Source organism: Microbacterium sp. VKM Ac-2923 (assembly GCF_022815605.1).
Lineage (GTDB): Bacteria > Actinomycetota > Actinomycetes > Actinomycetales > Microbacteriaceae > Microbacterium.
In genome coordinates this window covers 666,040-688,685 of sequence record NZ_JALGRP010000001.1, presented here as the reverse complement: position 1 = coordinate 688,685, position 22,646 = coordinate 666,040, and the positions used below count along the sequence as shown (strand labels likewise).

Sequence of the window (22,646 nt, the reverse complement as noted above, 5' to 3'; positions counted from 1 at the left end):
GCTTCTCAAACGCCAACTTCCTCGGCATCCACACCCTCCACACCATGAGGGTGTTGCGCTAGCAACTGGAGACCACCGAAAAACAGTCCGGGCGTTTTGGACACTGAGTCGACGTGCGACGGGCGCGCCGCGCTACCTTCCCGTCAGCGCTGGAACCCGTCCGAGATGATCTCGATGAGCTCTTCGCGCTCCTCCGTGGGCAGGAAGGCCCCGGCCGCGGCGTTGAGCTGGAACGCCTCGAGGTCGTCGAGGTCGTAGTCGAACGCGTCGGCCAGCAGACCCAGCTCGCGGGTGAGGGTGGTCGCGCTCATGAGGCGGTTGTCGACGTTCACGGTGACCGAGAAGTCGAGCTGGTACAGCAGATCGAACGGGTGGGCGTCCATCGTGTCGCCCCAGGCCGTGACGGCCCCCGACTGCAGGTTCGACGTCGGCGACAGCTCGAGGGTGATCTCGCGGTCGCGCACCCAGCGGGCCAGGTCGCCGAAGGTCACCTGCACTTCCTCGCCCTCCCGCGAGACCACGTCGAGGTCGTTGGCGATGCGCACGCCGTGTCCGAGGCGCAGTGCACGGCCGTCGATCAGTGCGGAGCGGATGGATGCCAGCCCCGCCCCCTCCCCCGCGTGCACCGTCGTGGGGAAGAACTGCTCGGCGAGGTAGTCGAACGCCGCGCGATGGCCCGAGGGGAGGAACCCGTCCTCAGGGCCGGCGAGGTCGAAGCCGACCACGCCCCGTCCGCGCCAGCCCACCGCGAGCTCGGCGATGTCGCGCGCGTTGTCGTTGTGGCGGAGCGCGGTGAGCAGCTGACCGACACGGATGTCCTGTCCACGGGCGTCGGCGGCATCCTCGCCCTCTTCGATGCCCTCCTGCACGGCCTCCACGACCTCGTCCAGGCTGAGTCCCCGCGTGAGGTGCTGCTCGGGCGCCCAGCGCACCTCGCCGTACACGACGCCGTCGGCGGCGAGGTCCTCGACGAACTCCTTGGCGGTGCGCACGAGTCCCTCGCGGGTCTGCATCACCCCGACGGTGACCGAGAACTTCTCGAGGTAGTCCTCGAGCGAGCCACCGTCGATGTGGTCCGAGAACCACGCGCCGAGACCCTCGGCGTCGCGCACGGGGAGCTCGAGGCCGACCTCGTCGGCGAGCTCCAGCACCGTCTGGGGGCGGAGCCCGCCGTCGAGGTGATCGTGCAGCGAGACCTTGGGCAGGTCGCGCACCTTCCGGCTGCCGAGGCGGACGTCGTCGGATGCCATGGGGTTCCTTTGCTGAGCGGCCATCACGCCGTGATGCGTTCGCGGACGAGGGGGGGTGCCGCCGGGGCGGCGTCGCCGATCTCCCAGGCGCCGTCGACCGCGCCGAGGGCACGGTCGAAGCGGGCGCCGTCATCGGCCGACAGGGTGAACAGCGGCTGACCGGCGGTGACCGGCTGGCCGACGGTGACGTGCAGGTCGATGCCGGCGGCGTGCACGACCGCGTCTTCGGCGCGCGCGCGACCGGCGCCCAGGCGCCAGGCGCCGATGCCGAAGGGCAGGGCCTCGATGCGCGTGACGACGCCCGACCGCTCGGCGACGACCGTGTGCGTCTCGCGGGGCGTCGGGAGGGCGGCATCCGGATCGCCGTCCTGCGCGCGGATCATGCGCTTCCAGACGTCCATCGCACGCCCGTCTTCCAGCGCCTGCTCGACGTCGGCGTCGGGGTGCCCCGCGAGCGTCAGCATCTCGCGGGCAAGGGCCACGGTCAGCCCCACCACGTCGGCGGGACCGCCGCCGGCGAGCACCTCGACCGATTCGCGCACCTCGTTGGCGTTGCCGATGGCGAGGCCCAGCGGGGTGTTCATGTCGGTCAGCAGGGCGGTGGTGTTCACGCCCGAGTCGGTGCCGAGCGCGACCATGGTGCGGGCGAGTTCGCGGGCCCGATCGATGTCCTGCATGAACGCGCCCGAGCCGAACTTCACGTCGAGCACGAGGGAGTCGGTGCCCTCGGCGATCTTCTTCGACATGATGCTGGAGGCGATCAGGGGGATCGCCTCGACGGTGCCGGTGACGTCGCGCAGGGCGTACAGCTTCTTGTCGGCGGGGGCGAGGCCGGAGCCGGCGGCGCAGATGACCGCCCCGACGTCGGCGAGCTGCGCCATGATCTCGTCGTTCGACAGCGCCGCGCGCCAGCCGGGGATCGACTCGAGCTTGTCGAGCGTGCCACCGGTGTGACCGAGACCGCGACCCGACAGCTGCGGCACGGCGACGCCGAAGGCGGCCACGAGGGGCGCGAGCGGCAGGGTGATCTTGTCGCCCACTCCGCCGGTGGAGTGCTTGTCGACGGTGGGCTTGCCGAGCGACGAGAAGTCCATGCGCTCACCCGAGGCGATCATGGCATCCGTCATCACCCGGATCTCGTCGCGCTCCATGCCGCGCAGCAGCACGGCCATGGCGAACGAGGCCATCTGCGCGTCGGAGACGTAGCCCTTGGTGTAGTGCTCGATGAGCCACCGCAGGGCCGACTCCGAGATGGCGCCGCCGTCGCGTTTGGTGCGGATGACCTCGACCGCGTCGTGCGGGTGGACCGTCGTCATCGCGCCGCCTCCTCGAGCTCGCGCGGACCGAACGCGTCGGGGAGGACTTCGTCGATGGTCCGGATGCCGCTGACCGTCTCGAGCAGCATGCCCGGGATGGCGTGCTCGAACAGCAGCTGTCGGCAGCGCCCGCACGGCATGAGCGTGCGGCCCTCACCGTCGACGCAGACGAACGCGACCAGCTGACCGCCGCCCGACATGTGCAGCTCGGACACCAGGCCGCACTCCGCGCACAGCGTCACCCCGTAGGAGGCGTTCTCGACGTTGCACCCCGAGACGATGCGGCCGTCGGCGACGAGCGCTGCGGCGCCCACCTTGAAGCGGGAATAGGGCGCGTACGCGCGGTGCATGGCATCCGTCGCGGCGGAACGGAGTTCGTCCCAGTCGATGTCGGTCATCGTGGTGTGAGGGGTCCTCTCGTGGGGGAAGGGTGTCAGCCCTTGATGTAGGGCTTTCCGGCTGCTGCCGGCCCGCGGATCTGTCCCGCGAAGCCAGCCACCGCGATGATGGTCACGATGTAGGGCAGCATGAGCATGAACTCGCTCGGGATGGGGGTGCGCAACACCGTCAGAAGATTCTGCAGGTTGGTCGCGAACCCGAACAGCAGAGCGGCGAGCGTCGCGCGGATCGGGTCCCAGCGGCCGAAGATGACCGCGGCCAGGGCGATGAAGCCGAGCCCCGCTGTCATCTCCTTGGTGAACTGACCGACTGAGACCAAGGTGAAGTACGCGCCGCCGATGCCGGCGATGGCGCCCGCGAGCGAGACGTTCCAGAAACGGCTCGAGTTGACCTTGATACCGACGGTGTCGGCGGCCTGCGGGTGCTCGCCGACAGCGCGGAGACGAAGGCCCCAGCGTGTGCGGTACAAGCCCCACGCCACGACCGCGACGACGCCGTACATCAGGTAGACGATGAAAGTCTGGTTGAACAGCACCGGGCCGATGATGGGGATGTCGCCGAGGAGGGGGACCTCCCAGCGAGGGAAGCGCTCGGGGCGGTTCAACAGCTCCTCGTTGGGTACCAGCAGGGCGCCGTAGAGGAACCCGGTGAGACCGGTGACGAGCACGTTGAGCACCACACCGACGATCACCTGGTCGACGAGGTACTTGATCGAAAAGGCCGCGAGCACGAAGGCCACGAGCACACCGCCGACCATGGCGGCGACCAGGCCCAGGAAAGGGTTCCCCGTGAGGGATGCCACGAGCGCGGCGCTGAAGGCACCGAACAGGAACTGCCCCTCGATGGCGACGTTGACGACACCCACGCGCTCGCCGATGACGCCACCGAGCGCTCCGAAGATCAGCGGGACCGATAGCGACAACGCCCCGAACAGCAGACCCGTGACGGGCACCAGCCCGTCGGCCGCAGCCCAGGTGAGGAACGCGAACACCGCGAGCGCACCGAAGGCGATGGGCAGCCACAGCCGCGAGCGGCGGTAGCTCACGGCATCCCAGACGGCCCAGGCGGTCAGAAGAACGAGCACCACGAGGACGGCCCAGCTTGTCCCCGCGGTGGGCAATGCGACGCTGCCGAGATCGATTCCGGAGGCGGGGTCGCCGAGGCGGAAAGTGCTCTGCCCGTCGCGAGGGACGAGAGCGAACAGCAGCCCCAGCAGCAAGGTGACGACAACCAGGCTCACGGCGAGCTTGATGTGTCGTACGCGCACGGTCGTCAACTGGATCGCGTCATCCGCGAGATGCGTCGCGGTCATGCCGCCACCGCCTTCTTGGCTGCCTTGGCGCGGACTTTGGCCGAGCGCTCGGCCTCGGTCTTGGGGAGGAAGAAGATCGTGCGCACCAGCGGCGGCGCCGCGATGAAGAGCACGATGAGCGCCTGCACGACGAGCACGATGTCGACGGGGATGCCCTGGGAGGCCTGCATCGTGAAGGAGCCCGACTTGAGGGCGCCGAACAGGATGCCTGCGGCGAAGACGCCCCACGGACGGCTACGGCCGAGCAGCGCCACGGTGATGGCGTCGAAGCCGATCCCCGCGTCGATGAGCCCGTCGAAGCCGGATGTCACCGACCCCTGGATCTGGTTCATGCCCGCGAGCCCTGCCAGGCCTCCGGCGAAAAGCATCGCGTAGATGTACATGCGCGGCACCGAGATACCAGCCGCTCGCGCGGCGTGGGGGTTCTCGCCCACGGCGCGCAGACGGAAGCCGAGACTCGAACGCTCCATAAGCCACCACACGAAGACCGTGGCGGCCACGACGATCACGAAGCCCAGGTCGAGCAGGGGGAACTGCGGCCCGAGAAGCTCCGGGAACTGGGCGCTCGCGGGCGTCGCGGCTGAGATGGGCTGGTCGCCGGCGGGGCGTTGCAGCAGCCCGGGGGTTCGCACCATCCACGTCACAAGGTAATAGGCGACGTAGTTGAGCATGATCGTGAGGATGACCTCATGCGCTCCCGTGCGAGCCTTCAGAAGACCCACGATGCCACCCCAGAGCGCACCGCCGGCAATTCCGACCATCAAGGTGAGCGGCAACTGCACGATCATGGGCAGGTCGAGGTTGAAGGTGACGAGCCCCGCGAAGGCGCACGCGATGAGGATTTGACCTCGGCCGCCGATGTTGAACAGACCGACGCGGAAAGCCAGCGCCACGCCGAGCCCGGCGGCGATCAGCGGGGCGGCGAAGCCGAGCGTATTCGTCAACGGTCGGATCTGAGTTGCGAAGTCGGTGCCTCGAGCGTTGAACACGGCACCGCGAACAAGGGCCTCGTACCCGCCGTAGACGGCGTTCCACACCGCACTGATCATGTCGCCGGGTCGCGCGAAGAAATAGCCCGACGCGGTGCGTACGTCTTCGTTGGTCGCGGCCATCAGTACACCGCCCACGATCATGGCGGCCACCACAGCGAGCACGGTGGTGATCCACGAGGACCGGAGCAACTCGGTGAGGAACTGATTGGTGCGCGGCGGCGGAGGCGTCTCGACCGGAGCGTGGCCGGTCAGCGGACCCGACGCGGTCGGTAGCTGCTCGGGCGGGATCCCGGTCTCACCGGAACCGCCGGCGCTGGGGGTGTGGCCGCTCACGCTGCCTCCTCCGCGGGCTTCTCGCCCGCCATCATGAGCCCGAGCACGTCGCGCGGGGTGTCACCGGGCACGATGCCGACAACGCTGCCGCGGTACATGACCGCGATGCGGTCGCCGAGGGCCGCGATCTCGTCGAGTTCGGTCGACACGACGATCACGGGCACGCCCGCGTCGCGTGCGGCGACGATCTGCTTGTGGATGAACTCGATGGAGCCGACGTCGACGCCACGGGTGGGCTGCGCCGCCACGAAGAGCTTGAGCGATCGGCTCATCTCACGGGCGATGACGACTTTCTGCTGGTTGCCGCCCGACAGAGTGCCCACAGGGGTGGATGCCGACTGCGTGCGAATGTCGTACTCGGCGATGCGGTCGCGGGCGAACTCGCCCAGCGAGCCCCGACGGATCGTGCCGCCCGAGACGAACGCCGGATCGGAGGAGCGGTCCAGGATGAGGTTCTCCGCGACGGAGAAACCGCCGACGAGGCCGTCTTCCTTTCGATCCTCGGGAACGAATCCGACGCCGGCGTCGAGGATGGCGCGGACGCTCTTGCCGACGAGGTCGGTTCCGTCGAGGCTGATCGTGCCGGTCACCCGGTCGGCGAGACCCACGATGGCTTCGACGAGCTCGGTCTGGCCGTTTCCCTGTACGCCTGCGACGGCGAGGATCTCCCCCGGACGCACATCGAGATCGACGTCATCGACGACGACGGTGCCCTCCGGCGTGACGACGCGGAGGCTTCGAATGGAAAGGCCTCCGGACGACGCCGCCTTCGGCGCCTCCTTCTGCACGGTCAACTCGACCGCGCGGCCGACCATGAGGGAGGCGAGCTCCGCATTGCTGGCTGTGGGCTCGGCCTCGCCGACGATTTTGCCCAGACGGACGACCGTGATGCGATCAGCAACCTCGCGCACCTCGCGCAGCTTGTGCGTGATGAAGACGATGGAGGTTCCCTCATCTCGCAGCTGCCTCATGATGGCCATGAGCTCGTCGGTCTCCTGCGGGGTGAGCACCGCGGTCGGCTCGTCGAAGACGAGCACCTTGGCGTCGCGCGAGAGGGCCTTGATGATCTCCACGCGCTGCTGGACGCCGACCGGCAGGTCGCCCACGCGGGCGTCGGGGTCGACCTCGAAGCCGAACCGCTGAGCGACCTCGCGCACATGGCGGCGGGCGGCGTTGAGATCGAGCGCGCCCAGTGCCTTGGTGTTCTCGTGTCCGAGCATGACGTTCTCGGCGACCGTGAAGACGGGGATGAGCATGAAGTGCTGGTGCACCATGCCGATTCCCGCGGACATGGCATCGCCCGGTCCTCGGAAACGCTGGACGACATCGTCCAGCAGGATGTCGCCCTCGTCAGCCTGGTAGAGGCCGTAGAGAACGTTCATCAGAGTGGACTTGCCGGCACCGTTCTCTCCGAGGAGAGCGTGGATCTCACCCGGTCGCACGACGAGATCGATGTGATCGTTCGCAACCAGGGACCCGAACCGCTTGGTGATGCCGCGGAGCTCGAGCTTCATGCTGTGCACCCTATTCGAGAGGTGGGGGGACGGAAAGAAACCGCGGTCGGTCGGACTGCTGGTCCGACCGACCGCGGTCGAGTATCTCAAACCCTCGGTCGGTCGGACTGCTGGTCCGACCGACCGAGGTCGAGGATCTCAAACCCGGCGCGGGGTCCGGTCGGAGAAGAAATCCGACGGCCCGCGGTGGAGTGAGCTCGAATTACGGCGAGCTGGGCGACGTGACCGTGAGCTCGCCCGAGATGATCTGCTGGCGCAGAGCCTCGATCTCGTCGGTCAGACCCGCGGGGAGCTTGCTCTCGAAAGAACCGAAGCCCGACAGGCCGACGCCCTCGTTCTCAAGGGTGCCCACATACGGGGTCGCGTCGTACTCGCCCTTGGCGGTGGCCAGGACCGAGTCGTAAACGGCCTGGTCGATGCGCTTCAGGATCGAGGTGAGCACGAGCTCGGACACCGCCGGGTCGGCCTGCGCCAGATCGGAGTCGACACCAAGCATGACGCTCTTGCCACCGCTGTCGCGGATGGCGTCGGCGGCGCTGCTGTAGATCGGGCCGCCGACGGGCAGGAGCACGTCGATACCCTGGTCGAGCAGACCCTGCGCGGCCTGCTTCGCGGCGTCGTTGGCCGCGAAGGCCCCGGTGAACGAACCATTCTGCGCGGCGACATCCCAGCCGAAGGTCTGGACGCTGGCGCTCTTGTCCTCGTTGTACTTCTGCACGCCGTCGACGAAGCCATCCATGAAGATCGTGACGGGCGGGATGGGGATGCCACCGACCGTGCCGACCTTGTTGACGCCGGCCTCGGCGGAGTACGCGGCGGCGGCGTAGCCACCGAGATACGCAGCCTGCACCGTGTCGAACAACAGGGGCTTGATGTTCGGGGCGTCGGTCTCGCCGTCGTTGTCGGTGTCGGCCCGGTCGTCGATGATGGCGTACTGCAGGTTCGGGTTGGCCGTGGCGGAGGCGACGGTGTCGGCACCCAGCTTGAAACCGACCGAGATGATGAAGGTGCACCCCTCGGCGACGAGGTTCTCGAGGTTGGGGGCGTAGTCGTTCGCGGAGCTCGACTCCACTTCGACCGACTTCACACCGAGTTCCTCGGCGGCGCGATCCATGCCCTCTTTGGCCGACTGATTGAACGACTTGTCATTCCAGCCGCCCTCATCCGAAATGAGGCACGGGGTGAAGCCGTCGACGACATCGCCCCCGGCTCCGGCGCTCGCGCCGTTGCTCTCAGGAGCTGCGCCGCAACCGGCGAGCAGCGCGGCAGCGCCGAACATGGCGAGGCCGCTGATGACGGCCTTCTTCGTGGTCTTCACGAGGGGTCCTCCAAGACGGGTGCCCCCAACGGGTTCGGGGGACGATCCCGTCACGTTACCTACTGTGTCGCCGTGCTTGCGTGCCGGGGGACGCCGCGCGCGGCAATGGTTACAAAGACGCAATCTCGCGTCATGCGAACGCCACACGGTGCGCCATGAAGAGGAACCGGATGCCGCACACTGCGGCATCCGGTGTCAGCGGACGCCGCACACTGCGGCATCCGGTGTCAGCGGACGTCGCCGCGTCGGGTGAGCTTCAGAGCATCGACGACGCCCTTCATCCGCTGCGTTCTCGGTAGGCGCGAGCGGATCTCAATGCGAAGCGACATGACGCGGTAGACCAATCGCCCGCTCGGTCAGTCGGTCGAGACGTCATTCGCGCAGCGGCCGACCTGCTACGTTCTCGCGGTCGACACCCGTCGGCAGCTAACGGACATAGGCCCAAGGGGGGCAATTATGCGCAAACCGTTACCGGAACCATCGCAGCAGTACTTGTGTGCGTCGCAGCTCTAGGAGCACCTTCAGCCGCGCAAGCGGCGGGACCCTGACGCAGCACGGCGGTTACTCCAGAAGAACGCGTGCGTGGCGGCATCCTCGAGTCCCGCGTACAACAACTCCTACGTTCGAGTTGCGAAGGCGTGCTACTACATCGGAGGCGGCGCCGGCTGGGCTTTCTACACCAGGAGTGCCGCTTAACGCCCGATCTTCGCTGATGGGACGGATCTTCCAGCGGCCATGGTGTCGACGTTGACGGGCGCGATCTGCTGCTGGCATTTGCCCGCCGAGTCGACCCCTCAGAGCACGTCGCCGCGGCCCGTGAGCTTCAACGCGTCGACGACGCCCTTGACGCGCTGGGCGTTCTCGGTCGTGGTGACGAGCAGGGCGTCGGGAGTGTCGACCACGACGATGTCGCGCACGCCGATGAGGCTGATCACGCGCTTGGTCTGCGAGACCACGATGCCGCTGGAGGCGTCGGAGAGCACGCGGGCGTCCTCGCCGAGGATCGCGAGCTCGTTGCGGCCACCCGAGGAGTTGAGCTTGGACAGGCTGGCGAAGTCGCCCACGTCATCCCAGTCGAAGTGCCCGGGGATGACGGCGAGGCGACCTTTCTCGGCCGCGGGCTCGGCGACGGAGTAGTCGATGGCGATCTTCTTCAGCCCCGGCCAGATGCGGTCCACGGCGGGGCCTCGGCGTTCGCGGTCGTCCCACGACTCGGCGAGCTCGAGCAGACCCGCATGCAGCTCGGGCTCGTTGACGGCGAGCTCGGCGAGCAGCACGTCGGCGCGCGTGATGAACATGCCCGCGTTCCAGAGGTAGGCGCGGTCGGTGAAGTACTCTTTCGCCGTCTCGAGGTCGGGCTTCTCCACGAACCGCTCGACCATGTAGGCCTCGGGCGCGCCGTCGACGATCAGCTCGCCGGCCTGCTTGATGTAGCCGAATCCCACCGACGGTTCACTGGGCTGGATGCCGATCGTGCAGATGTAACCGGCCCGGGCGACGGCCACCGCCTGGCGCACCGCGAAGTCGAACTGCCGGGTCTGGCGGATGACGTGGTCGGCCGCGAAGGAGCCGATGATCACGTCGGGCTCGCGGCGCACGAGGATCGCGGCGGCGAGGCCGATCGCGGCGGAGGAGTCGCGCGGCTCCGACTCGAGGAAGACGTTGTGATCGGGCACGCCCGGCAACTCCCGCTCGACGGCGGCGCGGTGCGCACGTCCGGTGACGACGGCGATGCGGTCTTCACCCGCGAGCGGGGCGAGACGGTCCCACGTGTCGCGCAGGAGGGTCTGGCCCGAGCCGGTGAGGTCGTGGAGGAACTTCGGGGCGTCCGCCCGCGAGAGCGGCCAGAGGCGGCTGCCGATCCCTCCGGCGGGGATCACGGCGTAGAAGTCGTCGATAGCACGGTCTGACATGGCTCCGACCTTATCGCCCCGCATCGGCCGCCCTCGACGCCCGCGGACCGGGTGAATCGGCGCTGCGCAGGCCCCCGCATTTATCTCGATGTCGAGAGAGTGTTAGGCCTCCCTAATCCCCGCGCTTCATAGGCCGGACGTAGTATTCAGGGGCGCCCGTGTGACGCTCGGGGCCGGTGTCGGCCCCTACATCGTGTTCGATCAGGGAGGACGACCGTGTCAGCACCAGCACGTGCCACGCCGTCGGTGAAAGAGACCACGTCGAAGAGGCCCCGCGGCACTCTCTATCGTGGTCGCGAAGGCATGTGGTCGTGGGTCCTGCACCGGATCACCGGTGTCGCGATCTTCTTCTTCCTCCTCGTCCACATCCTCGACACGGCACTCATCCGCGTCTCCCCCGAGGCATACGACGCCGTCATCGGTACGTACAAGAACCCGATCATGGGCCTCGGCGAGGTGGCCCTGGTCGGCGCGATTGCGTACCACGCCTTCAACGGCCTGCGCATCATCCTCGTCGACTTCTGGCCCTGGGCCACGCGTCACCAGCGTCAGCTGTGGTGGGGCGTCCTGGGCCTGTGGGTCGTCACGATGCTCGGCTTCACCCCCCGCCACCTGATCAACGTCTTCAGCGCCGTCACCGGGAGCCACTGATGTCCGTCGCCCAAGAAGCCGCCACGATCCCCGCCCCCCGCACTCCGAGCGTCCGCAAGAAGGGCTCCAACCTCGAGAAGTGGGGCTGGATCTACATGCGCGCCTCCGGCGTGCTGCTGATCGTCCTCATCTTCGGCCACCTGTTCGTCAACCTGATGACGAACGACGGCATCCATCAGATCGACTTCGCGTTCGTCGCGGGCAAGCTCGCCTCGCCGTTCTGGCAGTGGTGGGACGTGTTGATGCTGTGGCTCGCTCTCATCCACGGCGCCAACGGCATGCGCACGATCGTGAACGACTACGTCACGAATGCCCGCATCCGCTCGATCCTGGTCGGGTCGCTCTGGGTCTCGGCCGGGTTCCTGATCCTGCTCGGCACGCTCGTCGTCTTCACCTTCGACCCCTGCCTCGGCGTGACCGAGAGCAGCTCCCTGTGGGACGCGTGCCAGGCGGCGTGAGCCGACGGCATCCCTTCCTCCCCCTGACAGCAGAGGTATCGCACACGTGAGCACCCAGACTTCTTCGGATTCGATCGTCAAAGACGGCGTCCACTACCACCAGTTCGACGTCGTGATCGTCGGCGCCGGCGGGGCCGGCATGCGCGCGGCCATCGAGGCGGGCCCCGGGGCGAACACCGCGGTCATCTCGAAGCTCTATCCCACCCGCTCGCACACCGGCGCGGCGCAGGGCGGCATGGCGGCGGCGCTCGCCAACGTCGAAGAGGACTCGTGGGAGTGGCACACCTTCGACACCATCAAGGGCGGCGATTATCTCGTCGACCAGGATGCCGCCGAGATCCTCGCCAAAGAGGCCATCGACGCCGTGATCGACCTCGAGAACATGGGCCTGCCGTTCAACCGCACCCCCGAGGGCAAGATCGACCAGCGACGCTTCGGCGGCCACACCGCCGATCACGGCAAGACCCCCGTGCGCCGAGCCTGCTACGCCGCCGACCGCACCGGCCACATGATCCTGCAGACGCTGTTCCAGAACTGCGTCAAGCTCGGCATCAACTTCTTCAACGAGTTCTACGTGCTCGATCTCGTCACGGTGAAGGATGCCGCAGGCAACACGCAGGTCGCCGGTGTCGTGGCGTACGACCTCGCCACGGGTGAGCTGCACGTGTTCCAGTCGAAGGCCGTCGTCTTCGCGACCGGCGGCTTCGGCAAGATCTTCAAGACCACCTCCAACGCCCACACCCTCACCGGTGACGGCGTCGGCATCGTCTGGCGCAAGGGTCTGCCGCTCGAGGACATGGAGTTCTTCCAGTTCCACCCCACCGGCCTCGCCGGTCTCGGCATCCTTCTCACCGAGGGCGCCCGAGGCGAGGGTGCGATCTTGCGCAACGCCAGTGGCGAGCGCTTCATGGAGCGCTACGCACCCACGATCAAAGACCTCGCCCCCCGCGACATCGTCGCGCGCTGCATGGTGCAAGAGGTCGCAGAGGGTCGCGGCGCCGGCCCCCACCGCGACTACGTGCTCCTGGACTGCACGCACCTGGGTGCCGAGGTTCTCGAGACCAAGCTCCCCGACATCACCGAGTTCGCCCGCACGTACCTTGGCGTCGACCCGGTCGTCGAGCCCGTGCCGGTCATGCCGACCGCGCACTACGCGATGGGCGGCATCCCCACCAACATCAAGGCCGAGGTGCTCGCCGACAACGACACCGTCGTCCCCGGTCTGTACGCCGCGGGCGAGTGCGCCTGCGTCTCGGTGCACGGCTCCAACCGCCTCGGCACCAACTCGCTGCTCGACATCAACGTCTTCGGCAAGCGCGCCGGCCGCAACGCCGTCGAGTACGTCAAGACCGCCGACTTCGTGCCGCTGCCCGAAGACCCCGCCGCCGAGGTGCGTGGACTCATCGAGCACCTGCGCAACAACAGCGGCACCGAGCGCATCGCGGTCCTCCGTAAGACGCTCCAGGACGAGATGGACAAGGGCGCGCAGGTCTTCCGCACGCACGAGTCGCTGTCGAAGGTGCTCGACGTCATCGCCGACCTCCGTGAGCGCTACAAGAACATCCACGTCGACGACAAGGGCAAGCGCTTCAACACCGACCTGCTCGAGGCCGTCGAGCTCGGCTTCCTGCTCGACCTGGCCGAGGTCGTGGTCTACTCGGCGCAGAACCGTGAAGAGAGCCGTGGCGGTCACATGCGCGACGACTTCCCCACGCGCGACGACGAGAAGTACATGCAGCACACCATGGCGTACCTGTCGGGAGACCCCCACTCGTCGCACCCCGCCGATCACATCGAACTCGGCTGGAAGCCCGTGGTGTTCACCAAGAACGAGGCCGGGGAGCTGCGCTACCCGCCGCTGGAGAGGAAGTACTGAGATGGCATCCACCGTCCTCGAGAACGTCGACACCTCGGACGAGGTCGAGCAGACGCCGGAAGACACCGGGATCCAGTCGTTCCTCGTCACCTTCAACATCCGCCGTTTCGACCCCGAGGTCGACGACGAGCCGAGATGGGTCGACTACGACGTCGAGCTGTACTCCACCGACCGCGTGCTCGACGCGCTGCACAAGATCAAGTGGGAGACCGACGGCTCGCTGTCGTTCCGCCGCTCGTGCGCGCACGGCATCTGCGGATCGGATGCCATGCGCATCAACGGCCGCAACCGCCTGGCCTGCAAGACGCTGATCAAGGATCTCGACATCTCGCAGCCGATCTACGTCGAGGCGATCAAGGGCCTGCCCCTCGAGAAGGACCTGATCGTCGACATGGAGCCGTTCTTCGCCTCCTATCGCGAGGTGCAGCCCTTCCTGATCTCGAGCTCGAAGCCCGAGCCGGGCAAGGAGCGCGTGCAGTCGATCGTCGACCGCGAGGTCTTCGACGACACGACCAAGTGCATCCTGTGCGCCGCGTGCACCTCGTCGTGCCCCGTGTTCTGGACCGACGGTCAGTACTTCGGTCCCGCCGCGATCGTCAACGCGCACCGCTTCATCTTCGACTCGCGCGACGACGCGGGCGATGTGCGCCTCGACATCCTGAACGACAAAGAGGGCGTGTGGCGCTGCCGCACGACCTTCAACTGCACCGAGGCATGCCCCCGCGGCATCGAGGTCACCAAGGCCATCGCCGAGGTCAAGCAGGCCGTCCTGCGCGGCGGTCGCTGACCCTCTCCTCGCGAACGGCGGGTGCGCTTCGCCGCCCCGCCGTTCGTCGTTTGTTCGCGGGTCGTACCGCCCGATGCCCGCCCGCCGCCCCGGCATCCACGCCTGCGCAGAAACGCGACTTCCTCGCAGATTCCCGGACGAAGGATGCGAAGATCGCGCCGATCTGCGGATATACGGATGACGGATGCCACGGCGGCGGACGCCCACGCGGTGAGGCCGAGGCACGGTGCTCCACGTCGGAGGGGCGGCAGGCATTCATTAGGCTCGTCGGGTGACCGAGAACCGCCACGACCCGCGGCCGCTGCCCGCGGTACGCGACGACGACGCTTCGCTCCGGGACCGGCTCGAGGCCGCGCAGACCGCCGTACGCGAGCGCCTGGACCAGCCCATCGCCCGGGCGGCCAAGATCGCCGAGTGGTTCCCGATCCGCGTGTGGCGCCACTTCCTCCAGCACAACGGTTTCCTCCTCGCGGCCGGCATGAGCTACCAGGGGCTGTTCGCCGTGTTCTCGGCGCTCTACCTGGCGTTCGCCGGCGTGGGGATCTGGCTGGGCGGCAGCAAGACCGCGATCGACGGTCTGATCCACATCGTCAACAGCTACATTCCCGGCATCATCAGCCAGAACGGCCTCGTCGACCGCGAGCAGGTCGAAGCCGTCGCGCAAGAGAGCGGGCGTCTGCTCACCATCACCGGCATCGTCGCCGTCGTCGTGGTGGTCTGGACGGCCATCGGGTTCGTCACGTTCACCCGCCGCGCCGTGCGCGACACCTTCGGCCTGCCCTTCGACCTGCGCAACTACGTGCTGCTCAAGGCGCGCGACTTCGTCGCCTCGCTCCTGTTCGGCATTGCTCTGCTGGTCGGTGCCCTGCTCGGTTCGATCACCACCGGCGCGGTCGATCTGGTGTTCGGGCTCATCGGCTGGGACCGCGAGACCCTCGGCTGGTCGGTGGGCGCCCGGATCATCTCGCTCATCGTCGCGTTCGGTGTGAACACCGTCGCCCTGGCATCCCTGTTCCGCTTCCTAACGGGCACGACCCTCACGTGGCGACGCGCCTGGCCGGGCGCCGTCGTCGGGGCGACGGGCATGGTCGTGCTGCAGGTCGCCGCGGGCTTCCTCTTCGTCTACACGCCGTCGAACCCGCTGCTGGCCACGTTCACCGTGCTCATCGGGTTCTTGCTGTGGTTCCGGTTCATCGGCATCGTGATCCTGGTCTCGGCGGCGTGGATCGCGGTGGCGGCGCGTGACCGCGACGTTCCCCTGCGCTCCCCCGAGGATCGCTTGGCCATGGAGCAGGCGGCCCTCGTCATCGCCGCACAGGTCGGCGTGCGCCAGGCCGAGAAAGAGGTCGCACTGTCGCGGTGGCCCCTGCGCTGGCGGGCGAAGCGGCGACTCACCGCCGCCGAGAAGCAGCTCGCGCGCGCGGAGGCCGACGTACCCGCGCCGCGCCGGGTCTCGCTCCTCCCCGACTGAGGGTCGCGGCGGGTTTCGCTCCTCCCCGACTGAGCTTCGCGGCGGGTTTCGCTCCTCCCCGACTGAGCGTCGCGGCGGTCGACGGCGGTCCGTGATGGGCTGTCTCACCGTGGCCAATGCGTGCTCGCGGCACGACGGGGTTACCTCGTCGGCGGCGATGTCGGAGGCCCGGGCTACGCTCGTGGGGTGCCTCGTTCTGTGCGTATCGTCTCCGTCAACGTCAACGGTATCCGTGCCGCCGTCCGTAAGGGAATGACCGAGTGGCTCGACGCCTCGGGGGCCGACATCGTCGCCCTTCAAGAGGTGCGGGCGACCGCCGAGCAACTGGCCGAGGCTCTCCCCGGCTGGCAGATCGTCAACGACGAGGCCCTGCAGAAGGGGCGTGCGGGCGTGGCGATCATCAGCCGCCTGCCCGGTGTCGAGACGCGCACGCATCTCGGCCCCGACCCGCTCGATGCGTCGGGGCGATGGATCGAGACCGATTTCGACATCGACGGCGAGACCGTCACGATCGTCAGCGCCTACGTGCACAGCGGCGAGGTCGACACCCCCAAGCAAGACGCCAAGTGGCTGTTCCTGGATGCCATGGAGCAGCGCCTCTCCCAGCTGAGCGCCTCGACGGAGCTCGCCCTCGTCCTGGGCGATCTGAACGTCGGTCATCGCGAACTCGACATCAAGAACTGGCGCGGTAACCGCAAGAACGCCGGGTTCCTCCCGCGTGAGCGCGCGTACTTCGACCGCTTCTTCGGCCCCGCCGGAGAACGGGTCGAGGGCGTCGACGGGTCGATCGGTACGGGCCTCGGCTGGGTCGATGTGGGCCGCCGAGCCATGGGCGAGATCGACGGGCCGTACACGTTCTGGTCGATGCGCGGGAAGGCGTTCGACACCGACAGCGGCTGGCGCATCGACTATCACGTCGCCACCCCCGCCCTCGCGGAACGCGTGACCGACTACCGCGTCGACCGTGCGCCGTCCTACGACACCCGCTGGAGCGACCACTCTCCCGTCGTCGTCGACTACACCCTCGGGCGCTGACCGGCGGTCCGAGGGTGTTCTCGGGGCAGCAGCGGTGCCCGCGCGGGATGCCGCGACGCGGCGAACGAGGTCGCTTCCCTCTCGCAGCTTCCGCGGCCGACGGAGAGAGCGACATATTCGGAGCGAGTGGAGAAGCGACGTGACGGAGAAGGTCGACTTCACGAAGACCCTCGACGGCTACCGAGCGGTGCGCGGCCGGTTCACAGTCGTGGAGCTGCCCGAGATGCGGTATCTCATGATCGACGGGCACGGCGACCCCAACACCTCGCCGGCCTACACCCACGCAGTGCAGGCGCTCTATCCCGTCGCGTACACGCTCAAGTTCGCCAGCAGACGCGAACTCGGACGCGACTACGTGGTACCGCCGCTGGAGGGCCTGTGGTGGGCGGACGACATGGAGGCGTTCACCGCGGCGAGAGACAAATTGCAGTGGGACTGGACGATGATGCTCATGGTTCCCGAGTGGATCGACGACGCGATGTTCCACGCAGCCGTCGACGTCGTCAGAGCCAAGGGGTCGACCGAGCAGCTGGACGACGTGCGGATCGACATCCTCGCGGAGGGGTTGTGCGTGCAAACGCTCCACCTCGGCTCCTACGACGATGAAGCAGACGTGCTCGACGCGATGCACCGAGAGTTCGTCCCCGCCCAGGGTCTCAGGCTGAGCGGGAAGCATCACGAGATCTATCTCAGCGACCCTCGTAAGGTCGCCCCGGACAAGCTCCGCACCATCCTCCGTCAACCCGTGATCAGAACCTCGGCGTAAGCACGGAGACGAGCTCCCCCACGACGGCAGCAACGTAGCCGATCGTTCGTCGTCCTCGCCTCGCGAGAGCGGCAGTCGCCCACCGGTTCGACAGCCCGCCGTCACCGACCGCGCCGGCTCCCCACGCGGCGGCACCTAGGATCGAGGGGTGACTCAGCAGCGCCTCTACTCCGGAATGCAGCCCTCCGCCGACAGCCTCCAGATCGGCAACTACATCGGGGCTCTCCTGCAGTGGCGCGACCTGCAGGACCAGTACGACGCCTTCTTCTCGGTCGTCGACCTGCACGCTCTCACGCAACCCGGCGATCCTGCCGAACGCCGTGAGAAGACGCGCCGAACCGCCGCGCAGTACATCGCCGCGGGCATTGAGCCCTCGCGCTCCACGCTGTACGTGCAGTCCCATGTGCCGGCGCACGCCGAGCTGCAGTGGGTCCTGTCGACCCTCACCGGGTTCGGCGAGGCCGGACGCATGACCCAGTTCAAAGACAAATCGGCCCGCTACGGCGCGGATGCCACCAACGTCGGGCTGTTCACCTACCCGGTGCTGATGGCGGCCGACATCCTCCTGTACCAGACCGACGTCGTGCCGGTCGGTGACGACCAGAAGCAGCACATCGAACTCACGCGCGACCTTGCGGAACGTTTCAACCAGCGCTTCGGCGAGACGTTCACCGTTCCCAAGCCCATGATCCAGCGCGAGACCGCTCGCATCTACGACCTGCAGAATCCGACGTCAAAGATGTCGAAGTCGGCCGAATCCGACGCGGGCGTGCTCTGGATGCTCGACGAGCCGAAGGTCAGCGCCAAGAAGATCATGCGCGCGGTCACCGACTCCGAGGGCGTCGTGCGATTCGACAGAGATGAGAAGCCGGGCGTTTCCAATCTCCTCGTCATCTACTCGGCCCTCACCGGCCGCGAGATCACGGCGATCGAAGACGAGTACGCCGGTCGCGGCTACGGCGACTTCAAGAAGGGGCTGGCCGAGGTCGTCGTGAGCGAGTTCGAGCCGGTTCGCGAGCGCGCCCTCGAGCTGCTGGACGACCCCGCCGAACTCGACCGCGTACTGGCGACCAACGCCGACCGAGCGGCATCCGTCGCGGAGAAGACCCTCTCCGACGTCTACGACCGCGTGGGCCTGCTGCGCCGCGGCTGATCGGACCCTTCTCGACCTCGACGCCCGCGCATCTCCGGATGCCGCGGGCGTCGGCGTTTGGTCGAGAACCAGGTCTCGACACCGTCGGACGCCGCCGGACGACGCGCAGGCCGCGGCGGGAGTCCTGCGTTGTGTCCCCGGGTGGCGGCCGGCCGACGCATGCCCGGACCGCGAGGGGGGCGGCACCGCGGACCCGAGGGGAGGCGCGCAAGGCCGTTCACGATGTCGGGGGTGCGTGGCAACATGGGCGCATGCCGGAGATGCCAGAGGTCGAGGGACTCGTCGAGTTCCTGCGGGTGCGCCTCGCGGGTGTGCGTTTCGAGCGGGCCACCGTGTCGGCGATCAACGCCCTAAAGACGTACGCACCGCCCCTCACCGACCTCGTCGGTGCACAGGTGACGGAGGTCGAGCGCCACGGCAAATTCGTCGACATCTCCACCGACGGCGGCATCCACCTCGTGTTCCACCTGGCGAAGGCCGGCTGGCTACGCTGGTACGACGCCCTTCCGACGACGCTGATCAAGCCGGGCAAGACCCCGATCGCTCTGCGGGTCGGCTTCGACGACGGCTCAGGCTTCGATCTCACCGAGGCGGGCACGAAGAAGTCGCTCGCCGTCTATGCCGTCACCGCGCCGGACGAGGTTCCCGGAATCGCGCGCCTCGGCCCCGACCCGCTCGACGACGACTTCGGCCGGGCGGAGTTCGGTGCCCTGCTCGCCGGTCGCCGCACGCAGATCAAGGGCGTCCTGCGCGACCAGTCGATCATCGCCGGCGTCGGTAACGCCTACTCCGATGAGATCCTGCACGCGGCGAAGATGTCGCCCTACGCGCTGGCCGCGAAGCTCACCGATGACGAGGTCGACCGCCTCTTCACCGCCATGACGACCACGCTCACCGAGGCCATCGATACAGCCCGCGGCAAGCCCCCGGCTGAGCTCAAGGATGCCAAACGACGCGGCATGCGCGTGCACGGGCGACGCGGCGAGGCGTGTCCGGTCTGCGGCGACGAGGTGCGCAGCGTCTTCTTCGCCGACAATTCCCTGGAGTACTGCCCCACCTGCCAGACGGGCGGCAAGCTCCTCGCCGATCGGCGGCTGTCGCGTCTGCTGAAGTGATGGGGGGCCACCCGGCCCCCTCAGAGAGGGCAAGGGCGGTGCGACACTGTGACCCCAGCCTGGTCGCTTACGCCACGTCGACCGACGACGACGTGGCGTAAGCGACAGTACTATCGGCTCAAGCCGGCTTCGTGACAACGAGGAGATCGTTCGATCCGCTCGATCCGTTGTTGAAACGTACGAATTCCCGACCCGCCGGCAAAGTGAACGACGCCGGCACGGCGCTATCGGCAGTTGTGTTGTTTCCGAGCTGGCCGGCCTTTCCCGCGCCCCATGCCCACAACGTGCCGTCGATGCACTGGGCATACCCGGTACCGGAACCGGCGCCGAGTGACGCAACCGCGGCGGGAAGACCCACAACTTGTACCGGAGAGTTCCTCTTGACCAAGGTGCCGTCGCCCAAGCTCCCGCCGTCGTTTCGACCCCACGCGTGCACCGTGCCGTCAGATCGGAGAGCAAGCGCCATCAACGCGCCGCTCGTGATCGCCGTTACGCCCGATGTCAGGCCCGGCACGAGCACTGGTCGCGCTCGATCCGCGTTCGTTCCATCGCCGACCTGGCCGTTGATGTTTGATCCCCACGACATGACCGAGCCATCCTTCATCAGTGCGCTGGCGGTGACGTTCTGCGCGGTGATGAAGGCGACGTCTGTGCCGAGATCTGTGAGGGGAACCGGCGTCAGGCGGTTGACCGACGAGGTCGGCGCCGTGCCATCGCCTAGGGCGCGGGCCGCACCCCACGAATACGCGGATCCATCCGCGCAGACGGCGAACGAACCGTACCCGTTCGCGGCAATCTGCACAACGTTCTGCATGAGCGAATGGTCGACAGCAGTGGGGCTGAACTTATTCACGTTCGAGCCGTTCCCGAGGTTGCCCGCGTTACCCCAGCCCCATGCCTTGACGCTGCCATCCGAAAGCAAGGCCAGGCCGGTGCCGTAGCCCGATGCGATCTGGGTCACGCCGTTGAGTCCCGGAATGGGCCCCCAGCCCGGCCGGTCCTCGGACGTTCCAATTCCCAGCTGTCCGGTCGAGTTACCCCCCATGGACCAGACGGTGCCATCATCCAAGAGAGCAAGGAAGAACGGCGGGGCTCCATTGAACGAGATCTGTGATGTCACCTGCTTGACGGTCAAGGGGAAGACCGTTTCCGTCTGGTAAGGGGTGCCTTGTGCGTTGTAGTGACCTCCCGTGGCGACCAGGTTGGATCCCGCCACGGTGAAGGCCCGCGACTGCTCCAACCCGTTCGCGGTCGCCTCGAGCGTGACCAACGATCCCGGCTGAGCCCACGGAGTGCGAAGGTTCACCACGGCGGAGGCCATGCCCATCGCATCGGTCGCAACCGACCGCGGGCTCACGGTCGCACCCGACGGTGCCGTGAACGACACCGACTTCGACGGGACCGCCTGACCCTTCCAATCGAGAAGCGCGGCCGAGACCGTCGCAACACCAGACGCGGGAATCTGCGCCGGAACAGACGACAAAGTCAGTGACCCGCCACTGGCCTCGACAGTGATCGCGGTTTTGAGGCCAAGGCATCCGTTCGACGACATCGACACAACGCGTTGCCCGTTCGGGAGGGGCACAGAAACCGGCGTGGTTTGGTTGCTCGTGTTGCCGATGCCCAGCTGACCGTTGACGTTGTAGCCCCAGCCGAAGACCGACTCGTCGCTTCGCACGGCAAAGGCGGAGGAGTAGTAAGCGTAGATCGACTTCACATCACTCAGTCCCGAGACGGTGACCGGGGTCGCGGAATCGCTCCCGGCCCCGTTGCCCAGGCAGCCGCGCCCACCCGCACCCCATGCCCGCAGTGTCTTGTCCGCGAGGATCGCATACGCGGACTCGTAGGACGCGGCGATTCCCGTAACGCTTTGTCCGAGATCGGAAACGGCTCCAGCCGTCGAGCGATCGCCGGAAGTCGAATCTCCCAGCTGGCCCGACGAGTTCGTCCCCCACGACATCATCGTGCCGTTCCTGAGCAAGGCGTAGGCCGATGCTCGTCCGCAAGCGATCTGCGCGACCTCAGACAAGCCCGTCACGACAACCGGTGACGACTGGTTGACGACGTCGCCGTTGCCGAGTCGTCCATCCGCGCCGTTGCCCCACGAACGGACGGTCCCGTCCGCACGCAGAGCCAGCACAGAGTTGCCCCCGGATGCGATCGAGATCACCTCGGTCAACCCCACGACCATGACGGGCGTGAGTTGATCGACGACCGAACCGATCCCGACCTGACCGACGTTGTTGCGACCCCAGGCGTACACGCGCTGGTCTTGACTGACGGCGTAACAGACCGCCCGCCCCAGCGAGATCTGAACGATCCCGCTCAGACCGGCGATCTCCTTCCACTCCGAACGCGCCGTCGTCGATCCGTCACCCAGTTGTCCATAGGTATTCGAACCCACCGACCACACCGTTCCGTCTTCGAGGACGGCGACGCGGAAGCTCCAGCTCGGAGGTTGATCGAAGGCGGGTGCTTCCGAACTCGCCAACAACTGGCGGACGGGCGACGGGAAAACGAGGTCCTCCTGGAACCAGGACGACGCACTCGTGCCCGCAAGAGCCGCGTTCGCCCCCAGCACAGTGAAGCCCGCGCTCGTCGACGTTCCCGAGCCCACCGCGGACACCGACACCGACGACCCCGCCGGTAACCACGGATCAGCCAGATCGAAGGCGCTCATCGCACGCCCATCCGCCCCCGTCGTCGCCGTCGCGGGCGTGAACGAGGACCCGGCCGGACCGGTGAACGACACGGCGGCTCCCGCCACCGGCGCACCCGAACCATTCGACACAAGCGCGGTCACGGCCGCAGACCCCGCCGCCGGAACCTGCGCGTTCGGCGTCGTCAACGCGATCGAGAACGTATCGGACACCGCCGCGAGAGCAGGCGTGCTCGTCGTCAGCACAACAGCCGGAACCGCCCACGCGGCACCGGCAAGAACCCGCCGACGCGACACCCCACCGGAATCAGAGACCCCCTCCACCGCG

At 67.6% G+C, this 22,646-nt stretch carries 18 protein-coding genes; 9 read left to right on the top strand and 9 right to left on the bottom strand.

Going from position 1 to position 22,646, the window contains the following annotated elements; genetic code table 11:
• Positions 1–143: 143 nt before the first annotated feature.
• The 8 genes from MT347_RS03135 to MT347_RS03100 form a co-directional block, all read right to left on the bottom strand.
• Positions 144–1,250 carry an adenosine deaminase gene (locus MT347_RS03135; RefSeq protein WP_243497976.1) on the bottom strand — a complete coding sequence of 369 codons (1,107 nt, stop codon included), beginning with the start codon at positions 1,248–1,250 and terminating at the stop codon, positions 144–146.
• Positions 1,251–1,273: 23 nt separating this feature from the next.
• The gene (locus MT347_RS03130; RefSeq protein WP_243497975.1) at positions 1,274–2,566 is read right to left on the bottom strand and encodes a thymidine phosphorylase; all 1,293 of its coding nucleotides are present in this window, start codon (positions 2,564–2,566) and stop codon (positions 1,274–1,276) included.
• The gene (locus MT347_RS03125; protein ID WP_055834370.1) at positions 2,563–2,964 is read right to left on the bottom strand and encodes a cytidine deaminase; all 402 of its coding nucleotides are present in this window, start codon (positions 2,962–2,964) and stop codon (positions 2,563–2,565) included. The genes MT347_RS03130 and MT347_RS03125 overlap by 4 nt, the downstream gene beginning before the upstream one ends.
• Positions 2,965–2,999: 35 nt before the next feature.
• Entirely contained in the window at positions 3,000–4,277 is a 1,278-nt protein-coding gene (locus MT347_RS03120; protein WP_243497974.1) for an ABC transporter permease, read from the bottom strand.
• Entirely contained in the window at positions 4,274–5,602 is a 1,329-nt protein-coding gene (locus tag MT347_RS03115) for an ABC transporter permease (protein WP_243497973.1), read from the bottom strand. The genes MT347_RS03120 and MT347_RS03115 overlap by 4 nt, the downstream gene beginning before the upstream one ends.
• Positions 5,599–7,116 carry an ABC transporter ATP-binding protein gene (locus MT347_RS03110; RefSeq protein ID WP_243497971.1) on the bottom strand — a complete coding sequence of 506 codons (1,518 nt, stop codon included), beginning with the start codon at positions 7,114–7,116 and terminating at the stop codon, positions 5,599–5,601. The genes MT347_RS03115 and MT347_RS03110 overlap by 4 nt, the downstream gene beginning before the upstream one ends.
• A gap of 202 nt (positions 7,117–7,318) precedes the next feature.
• A complete protein-coding gene (locus MT347_RS03105) occupies positions 7,319–8,395 on the bottom strand; it encodes a BMP family protein (RefSeq protein ID WP_243498006.1) in 1,077 nt (358 codons plus the stop codon).
• 833 nt (positions 8,396–9,228) lie between these two features.
• Complete coding sequence (locus MT347_RS03100; protein WP_243497970.1) at positions 9,229–10,347, bottom strand: mannose-1-phosphate guanylyltransferase; 1,119 nt, start codon at positions 10,345–10,347, stop codon at positions 9,229–9,231.
• A 216-nt stretch (positions 10,348–10,563) separates the two neighbouring features.
• On the opposite strand from MT347_RS03100, the gene sdhC reads away from it, so the two are divergent.
• The 9 genes from sdhC to MT347_RS03055 all read left to right on the top strand — a co-directional run bounded on the left by sdhC (position 10,564) and on the right by MT347_RS03055 (position 19,659).
• Positions 10,564–10,998, top strand: a complete 435-nt coding sequence (gene sdhC / locus MT347_RS03095) for a succinate dehydrogenase, cytochrome b556 subunit (protein ID WP_013583715.1) — start codon at positions 10,564–10,566, stop codon at positions 10,996–10,998.
• A complete protein-coding gene (locus MT347_RS03090; protein WP_243497969.1) occupies positions 10,998–11,456 on the top strand; it encodes a succinate dehydrogenase hydrophobic membrane anchor subunit in 459 nt (152 codons plus the stop codon). Before sdhC ends, MT347_RS03090 begins: the two co-directional genes overlap by 1 nt.
• A gap of 46 nt (positions 11,457–11,502) precedes the next feature.
• Entirely contained in the window at positions 11,503–13,332 is a 1,830-nt protein-coding gene (sdhA, locus tag MT347_RS03085) for a succinate dehydrogenase flavoprotein subunit (RefSeq protein WP_243497968.1), read from the top strand.
• A gap of 1 nt (position 13,333) precedes the next feature.
• Positions 13,334–14,119 carry a succinate dehydrogenase iron-sulfur subunit gene (locus MT347_RS03080; protein WP_243497967.1) on the top strand — a complete coding sequence of 262 codons (786 nt, stop codon included), beginning with the start codon at positions 13,334–13,336 and terminating at the stop codon, positions 14,117–14,119.
• A gap of 271 nt (positions 14,120–14,390) precedes the next feature.
• Entirely contained in the window at positions 14,391–15,590 is a 1,200-nt protein-coding gene (locus MT347_RS03075; protein WP_243497966.1) for a YihY/virulence factor BrkB family protein, read from the top strand.
• A 186-nt stretch (positions 15,591–15,776) separates the two neighbouring features.
• Entirely contained in the window at positions 15,777–16,625 is an 849-nt protein-coding gene (locus MT347_RS03070) for an exodeoxyribonuclease III (protein WP_243497965.1), read from the top strand.
• Between the two features lie 139 nt (positions 16,626–16,764).
• Positions 16,765–17,391, top strand: a complete 627-nt coding sequence (locus MT347_RS03065) for a GyrI-like domain-containing protein (protein WP_243497964.1) — start codon at positions 16,765–16,767, stop codon at positions 17,389–17,391.
• A 148-nt stretch (positions 17,392–17,539) separates the two neighbouring features.
• On the top strand, positions 17,540–18,544 hold the full coding sequence (gene trpS / locus MT347_RS03060) for a tryptophan--tRNA ligase (protein WP_308194198.1): 1,005 nt from the start codon (positions 17,540–17,542) through the stop codon (positions 18,542–18,544).
• Between the two features lie 251 nt (positions 18,545–18,795).
• Positions 18,796–19,659, top strand: a complete 864-nt coding sequence (locus MT347_RS03055) for an Fpg/Nei family DNA glycosylase (protein WP_243497963.1) — start codon at positions 18,796–18,798, stop codon at positions 19,657–19,659.
• 118 nt (positions 19,660–19,777) lie between these two features.
• Here MT347_RS03055 and MT347_RS03050 read toward each other — a convergent pair whose 3' ends face one another.
• Positions 19,778–22,642 (bottom strand): hypothetical protein, encoded by a 2,865-nt coding sequence (locus MT347_RS03050; RefSeq protein ID WP_243497962.1) that lies wholly within the window; start codon positions 22,640–22,642, stop codon positions 19,778–19,780.
• Positions 22,643–22,646: the final 4 nt, after the last annotated feature.

What these genes read in the sequence shown, in the direction of transcription:
- MT347_RS03135 (WP_243497976.1), bottom strand. Translation starts at nt 1,250, where the DNA reads ATGGCATCCGACGACGTCCGCCTCGGCAGCCGGAAGGTGCGCGACCTG.
- MT347_RS03130 (WP_243497975.1), bottom strand. Translation starts at nt 2,566, where the DNA reads ATGACGACGGTCCACCCGCACGACGCGGTCGAGGTCATCCGCACCAAA.
- MT347_RS03125 (WP_055834370.1), bottom strand. Translation starts at nt 2,964, where the DNA reads ATGACCGACATCGACTGGGACGAACTCCGTTCCGCCGCGACGGATGCC.
- MT347_RS03120 (WP_243497974.1), bottom strand. Translation starts at nt 4,277, where the DNA reads ATGACCGCGACGCATCTCGCGGATGACGCGATCCAGTTGACGACCGTG.
- MT347_RS03110 (WP_243497971.1), bottom strand. Translation starts at nt 7,116, where the DNA reads ATGAAGCTCGAGCTCCGCGGCATCACCAAGCGGTTCGGGTCCCTGGTT.
- MT347_RS03105 (WP_243498006.1), bottom strand. Translation starts at nt 8,395, where the DNA reads ATGTTCGGCGCTGCCGCGCTGCTCGCCGGTTGCGGCGCAGCTCCTGAG.
- MT347_RS03100 (WP_243497970.1), bottom strand. Translation starts at nt 10,347, where the DNA reads ATGTCAGACCGTGCTATCGACGACTTCTACGCCGTGATCCCCGCCGGA.
- MT347_RS03090 (WP_243497969.1), top strand. Translation starts at nt 10,998, where the DNA reads ATGTCCGTCGCCCAAGAAGCCGCCACGATCCCCGCCCCCCGCACTCCG.
- MT347_RS03080 (WP_243497967.1), top strand. Translation starts at nt 13,334, where the DNA reads ATGGCATCCACCGTCCTCGAGAACGTCGACACCTCGGACGAGGTCGAG.
- MT347_RS03055 (WP_243497963.1), top strand. Translation starts at nt 18,796, where the DNA reads ATGCCGGAGATGCCAGAGGTCGAGGGACTCGTCGAGTTCCTGCGGGTG.